Origin of the sequence: Bradyrhizobium sp., assembly GCF_019244115.1 — a bacterium.
Lineage (GTDB): Bacteria > Pseudomonadota > Alphaproteobacteria > Rhizobiales > Xanthobacteraceae > Bradyrhizobium.
In genome coordinates this window covers 1-6,043 of the sequence record NZ_JAFATE010000695.1, presented here as the reverse complement: position 1 = coordinate 6,043, position 6,043 = coordinate 1, and the positions used below count along the sequence as shown (strand labels likewise).

General features: G+C 60.5%; 5 protein-coding genes and 2 pseudogenes. 3 read left to right on the top strand and 4 right to left on the bottom strand.

Features of this window, described 5'->3' with window-relative positions:
* Positions 1 to 265, top strand: a pseudogene (locus tag JOZ76_RS30090) (histidine kinase); the annotation flags it as partial.
* 40 nt (positions 266 to 305) lie between these two features.
* Here the strand turns inward: JOZ76_RS30090 and JOZ76_RS30085 are convergent.
* Positions 306 to 626 carry a hypothetical protein gene (locus tag JOZ76_RS30085; protein ID WP_291704931.1) on the bottom strand — a complete coding sequence of 107 codons (321 nt, stop codon included), beginning with the start codon at positions 624 to 626 and terminating at the stop codon, positions 306 to 308.
* A 272-nt stretch (positions 627 to 898) separates the two neighbouring features.
* Here JOZ76_RS30085 and JOZ76_RS30080 point away from each other — a divergent pair, with 272 nt between their 5' ends.
* Both JOZ76_RS30080 and JOZ76_RS30075 read left to right on the top strand, forming a co-directional pair.
* The gene (locus tag JOZ76_RS30080) at positions 899 to 1,198 is read left to right on the top strand and encodes a hypothetical protein (protein WP_291704930.1); all 300 of its coding nucleotides are present in this window, start codon (positions 899 to 901) and stop codon (positions 1,196 to 1,198) included.
* 1,129 nt (positions 1,199 to 2,327) lie between these two features.
* Entirely contained in the window at positions 2,328 to 3,914 is a 1,587-nt protein-coding gene (locus JOZ76_RS30075; protein WP_291704928.1) for a right-handed parallel beta-helix repeat-containing protein, read from the top strand.
* A 547-nt stretch (positions 3,915 to 4,461) separates the two neighbouring features.
* On the opposite strand, the pseudogene JOZ76_RS30070 reads toward JOZ76_RS30075, so the two are convergent.
* The 3 genes and pseudogenes from JOZ76_RS30070 to JOZ76_RS30060 all read right to left on the bottom strand — a co-directional run.
* Positions 4,462 to 5,081 (bottom strand): annotated as a pseudogene (locus JOZ76_RS30070) (AAA family ATPase); the annotation flags it as partial.
* Positions 5,082 to 5,645: an IS630 family transposase gene (locus JOZ76_RS30065; RefSeq protein WP_291704927.1), complete on the bottom strand. Its 564-nt coding sequence runs from the start codon at positions 5,643 to 5,645 to the stop codon at positions 5,082 to 5,084.
* The coding region (locus JOZ76_RS30060; RefSeq protein ID WP_291704925.1) for a winged helix-turn-helix domain-containing protein at positions 5,603 to 6,043 on the bottom strand (441 nt) is incomplete at its 5' end. The genes JOZ76_RS30065 and JOZ76_RS30060, both read right to left, overlap by 43 nt.

The following is a 6,043-nucleotide window of genomic DNA, read 5'->3' as shown; positions in this document are numbered from 1 at the left end:
GCATGCAGAGGAGACCGCCAAAGCCAGCCTCGATATCGTCGAAAAGCAATTGAATGAAGGGCAGGTCAACCAGCTGGCGGTGCTCAACGCCCAGCAGACCTACCTGACGGCGTCGGTGATTCGGGTGCAGACCGAAGCCAACCGGCTTGCCGATACGGCGGCGCTATTCATGGCGCTAGGGGGCGGCTGGCCGACCACATGCATGACCCCGGTTTGGCGCGAGTGCGCCACGGGCGAGGCCACCACGGTGGCCGCCCCGGACTAGTTGCAAAACTGAAGTGGCAGCTCCTGGGCACCCCTATAGCTTACCAAATTACCACGGCACAAAGGGCTGACATCGGCAGGATAATTAAGCCGAGGTAGAGCCACGTTCGATAGCCACCAGCATCCTTGGGCAAGATGAACACGTGCACGAACAGCCAGCCACAGACGACGGCCCCCAGCGCGACCCGGACGAAGTCGCTCGGTGCCTCCCAAAGAGACCAGATGTGTTCAAGCTGAGGGCTGGACACGCGCGCGGTAATGGCGATGAGAATGGCAATGAAAATAGTTCGAGCCGCCAATCCTCCGAGCCAGACGCTCGTCGAAATTCTCTCACCAGGAGCTGTTGTCTTCGCCGTAGTCACAGCCACGCTATCCGGGTAAACTGCGCTGCATTGATACAGGAACAAAGATAGCCATGCTTGCCCACCACAGCAAGGGTTGGCCATCACTGGGGCCGTTGCAGCGGTTCGCTGCAGTGCTTTGCGCGCGAAAAGCAACTCAACCGCAAGCGAAACGCTACAAATTGCCGATCATTTGAGCTAAACTGAGTGAGGGCTAGCGGCGACGGCTCAGGATGGGGCTGCCTGAGTCGGCAAGCAGGTTTCCTTCCCAGAACCAGCCCCGCGGACTCACGATGCGCACAGCCGTGGCCATAACCATCCTGCTGATCGTCACGGCCCCCGCCGCTGCCGCGCAAACAGGCCATCGCGACGCGCGATCGTGTCTGGTTGAGGTCCTTCATTCCGAAGAGCTGCCGATAGGGCCGCTGTTTCATCACACCATTAAGACGACCCTGCTCGTGACTGCGCCTGGTAAGCCGCCGTTCGAAACGACCGAAGTCAAGGTGATCCCCTGGCAGATGCCACCACCGAGGCGCGGACAACGGGTGCGGGTCGGATGCGATCGGGCACTCTTAATTTCGCGCTTTTTTTGACCGCGGGCGCACCTGCCAAGTGGCGCAAACTTGTCCACTCGCGAGAGCCCGCACGCGCCAAATCTGCCTTACTAATTGAGGGTTGGTCGATGCCATCGCACGTTCGCTGCCAACGATCAGCAATCCTTCGACGGCGTGCTCCCTCGCGAGCCGAGACCCGCTATTCCGACGAGGCAAAAACCCACCACGGCTTCAATGCACGGCGGACAACAGGTTTGTCGGAATGGATATTGATTTTTCAAAGGAGTCATACGCCTTTTAATCAGCGGGGTCCCAGATTCGAGCCCTGGTGCGCCCACCAAGGAAAAATCCTTCCTTTCCAATAGCTTCGCGAGACGGTGGCGGAGAAAAACGGTGTCGTGAAGAGTTTTTTTGTGTAGGACGTCGCACGGCCAGATTGCTATGCGACTTTCCTTTGTTTCGTATCCTCACCCCATTCGATACAGCGCGGCAGATCCGATGGTCGATCACGTGCCTGTCGTAGAATAGGACTATGAACTAGCGGAGCACTACTTCCGCGTGCATGTAGTCAGATAACCGTAACGGCGCCGACAAAGCGTGACGAAAGAAAGTCGTCGCGCTGGCAGCACGTCGATCAGTGATCAGTGATCAGTGATCAGTGATCAGTGATCAGTGTCACATGCGGCCGTCTCCGACGCAAGGACCGGTTGACGTCGAGGGAAAGTCGCCTTGCAACACGTCCGGCGAATAAGGGGCGGTAATCGCAACCGGTCCGAAGGGGTTTTCCGATGACGTTCGGCCAGCCTGTCGATGAAACGAACAACGGCGTGAAGGAGACGCGATCATGAAGCGAATTTTCCCGGCTGTTGTGGCTATGGCCGCGGCGTTGTGCTGGGCCGCCGGCGCGCAGTCGCCGCCGCGCGCCGCCGCGACTGCCGCACCTGAAGAAACACAACCTCAAGTCATCAATCTGTCGCGTGATCTGGTCCGGCTCGGCATCGCGACGCACAATCTACCTGCCGACAGCCCGAGCACAGATGCCCGACCGCTGTTCGAAGCCGCGCTCAACTATGCGCAGAGCCATCCGATCCGGCGCGTTACCGTCGACCGCGGCGCCTATTACTTTCTGACGCCACAGGACGCGACGGCCTATCTGCGCTTGACGTCTTTGACCGATCTCACCGTCGACCTGGATGACTCGACGGTCTATTTCGCGGGCGCTTTCCTGCAGGGGTTTGCGATCGTCAATTGCCAGCGGGTGACGTTGACGCGGTTGCGTGCTGATTTCATCTCGCCGCCCTTCACGCATGTGCAATTGACCGCCGTCGACCCCCTCGCGCGCAGGCTCTCCTACACGGTGCTTCCGCATTGGTCCGATCCCGTTGCCTTCAACGGCCTTGCCCAGTCCGCAGCGCCCACCGGTCCGCTCACCCTCTGGGCAATGGCGTTCCGTAACGGCGACATCGTGCCCGGAACCTCGCGCATGGGGGTAACTCAACCGATCCTTGAGGGCGCTTTGAGCCTGGTCAAGAACAACGTGCCCTGGGTGCAGGGTCCGACATTGTCGACGCTCCAGGCCGGCGACACCGTTGTGGTGTTCGTGCGTGGCGGGCAGGCCACGATCTCGGTCGAAGGCGGGGACGCGATCACGGTTTCGGACACGACGATCTACGGGTCCAGCACGCAGGCGATCCTGTTCAATAGCACCAGCCATGCCGTCGCCGAGCGCGTGCGCGTCATGCCGCGCCGCGAGGGCCTGATCGCGACCAATGCGGGTGGCATCATCTTCGTCAACTGCGGGGCAGACGATCATGTTCGCAATAGTTTCGTCTCGCGCAGCCTCGACGACGCTCTTGCCATGTACGAGACAGACGTTGCCACGGTAGCGCAGCAAATCGGCCAGCGTCAGCTCACGGTCGATCGCGTCGCCTTTGGGCGTTTTCCCAACGGGACCAAAGTCAACTTTGTCGATCCCGCCTCAGGAATCGAGCTCAGCGGCGCTACCATTTTGTCGCAGCAACCACCGGACTCGGTGCCGCCGGTCTTTGGCGGTGCGGTGACCGTCACATTTGATACAGATCTACCGAGGCTCGGTCCCAAATTCGGCATGGCTCGGGCGGACCCAGCGTCCCGCGGGGCCGGGTCGAGCATCGAAGAGAACGTCGTCAGCGACGTTCTCTTCGGGCGCGGTGTGTACGCGACCGGCAACATGGGACTGACAGTCGGGCACAACGAAATCGGCCACACCAGTGACGCTGGGATCGGGATCTCGCAAAATAGCAACATCTTAACGTTCGTCGTTTCTCCCACTCCACCCGCCCACGATCTCGTTATCCGCAGCAATGTTGTGCGCGGAAGCCTCGGCCCGATGGCATCGGGCGCGGGGAGCGAGATTGCGGTCGGTGCCATCATGGTGGCGACGACAAACGCCACGAATGATTTCCCGGCATCGTCGCCGAATACAAACATCTTGATCGAGCGCAACATCGTGCTCGGTTCAGGACGGACCGGAATCTGGGTGAACGAGGTCGCAGGCGGCGCCATTCGCGACAATGTCATCAGAGGATCGGGCCAGCATCCGGAGCTGCCGCTCAACGGCGTTGATCCGCAGACGCGGACCGGGCTGCTGCAGGATTTCACGCAGGCGCTCGTGGTCCACAACAGCCGGAATCTCGAGGTCCGCGACAATGTGACCAATTCGAATCCGGTCGGGGATGACGAAGGAAAGGACCCGCCACGTGATCGACGAGACTGAGTTCCCGTCAGCTTGGGTTCTCAGGTGCGAGACGTTCATGATCGTGCGACGAATGCCCATTTTCGGCCGGAAAAGCCCAAGAGTGCGACCGGAAAGTCATTGATTGTTCTTAGCCGATGGCTGCATCTTAATCAGCGGGTCCTAGGTTCGAGCCGTGGTGCACCCTCCGGTGCGCATCAGAACAGATTTTTCGGTTTGACGTCGGTTTGAGAAATTTGTTCGTCTTCCGTACGCTTGTTCGATGAGTGGCGGGATGGCTGCGCGTTACCACAGCGGCTAGCGTGGGCAATCTCTCACTCAGAAGCCTTGGCGACCGAGGACGCCTTCACCTGGATTCGATCCACATCCCAAACTCGTTTCGTTCCTAGAGCCTGTTGCGATCAAAGCGGATTGTATCCGCAATGACGGACGTAGTTGGCGCATTCTTCGGGGGTGAAGAGGTTCAGGGTGCGGCCGACGAGGTCCCAGAGGGCGTCGACGGTTCTGGCTTCGGCTTGGCGCAACAGTTCTTTGAGTTTGGAAGGCAGAAACGTCTTCGTCTTCCAATGAGTGAGCGGACTTCGTCGTTGGTGTGGGTGAGGATGATCCTCCTCTTGTCGGGCGGCGCCTGCCGGTTGCGGTCCCAGCGCTCGATCAGATCGCCGCGCGCCTGCTCGCGTGTCTCCGCCTCATGCACCATGTCCCGGGAGCGATGGGCTTCCAGCGCATTGCCGGTTTCGCCATTGGCGAGATCACGTGTCGCATCCCGTTGCCAGTCCTCCCGCTGGCGGCGCACTTCGCCGATTTCCGCCCCGCCGCGACGCTCGCGGATTGATCGGAACGCCGCGCCCGCTTCTATTGATTGCAGCTGCTGGGGATCTCCAACAAGAACCACCTTGGTTCCGGCCTCGGCAGCATGGGACAGCACCCGTTCCAACCGGCGAGTACCCACCACGCCCGCCTCATCGATCACAAGCAGATCGCGTGAGGTGAGCCTGTCGCGGCCCTGTTGCCAGCCATGCTCCATGCTGGCGATGGTGCGCGATGTAATGCCCGATCCGCTTTCGAGGTTTTCCGCTGCAATGCCGGACAGCGCCACGCCCCGGACCTCGTAGCCAGCCGCTTCCCAGGCTTCATCGCGCTCTTGCCGGAGCCAGCATGGCCGACCACGACGCCTAATACCAATCCTCACATTGATCGACCGATGTAGGCCCAATCGCGGAGCCCGATCGACATGATGTTCCACGGCTGGGCAATGAGGGTGTTCCAGGCGTAACAGCAGTGATCGACAACGTCGTCGTAGGATTTGAAGACGCGATTTGAGAGCCAATTCTGCCGCATGAACTGCCAGATGTCCTCCTGGCTGTTCAGTTCAGGCGAACGCGGCGGCAATGGCATTAGCGAGATATTGTGCGGGACCTTCAGCTCCTTGGCTTCGTGCCATCCAGCCTGATCGAGGATGATGATGGCGTGGGCACCCGGGCTGACCTTGGTGGCGATCTCATCGAGATGGAGCTGCATGGCTTGGCTGTTGCAGAAGGGCAGCACCAAAGCGGCACCGGTTCCGAGTTCAGGACACACGGCGCCGAACAGGTAGGTCGATTGCGTACGTTGATCGTGAACAGCCCGCGGCCGCGATCCCGTTCTGGCCCAGCGATAGGTGAGCTTGTTCTTCTGCCCCACTCGCATCTCATCCTGGAACCACACCTCTACTGGCGTGTCCGGCGCAAGGCTGCTGCGGATTTCCTCCACGCTGGCGTAGAAGTTTTTTTAAATGCCTCGATCGCATCGGGATCCTGCTTGTAGGCTCTCGGCCGGGCGCTGACGTGTGAGAAGCCGAGGTCCTTGAGGGCTCGGTAGACCGTGTCGTCGGACACCGATATGCCGAACTCCTCGTGGAGCCGCATGATCAGGTCACAGGCGCGCCAGCGCACCACGCCATGGATGGCCGCGATCGGCCCTTCGTCCACGATCCGCGCCAGAAATGCCCGATGCGCCTTATAGAGTTTGGCCGGCGCACCCGGCGCGGGGACATTGATCAGACCATCAGGTCCTTGCTCGTTGAACCGGATCACCCAGTCGCGAAGCGTCTGCCGGTCCATTCCGCCGACTTTGGCGGCCTCCGTGCGCGAAGCGCCATCGAGCACGGC

Coding starts and splice junctions, on each gene's coding strand:
- JOZ76_RS30080 (WP_291704930.1), top strand. CDS start 899: ATGCGCACAGCCGTGGCCATAACCATCCTGCTGATCGTCACGGCCCCC.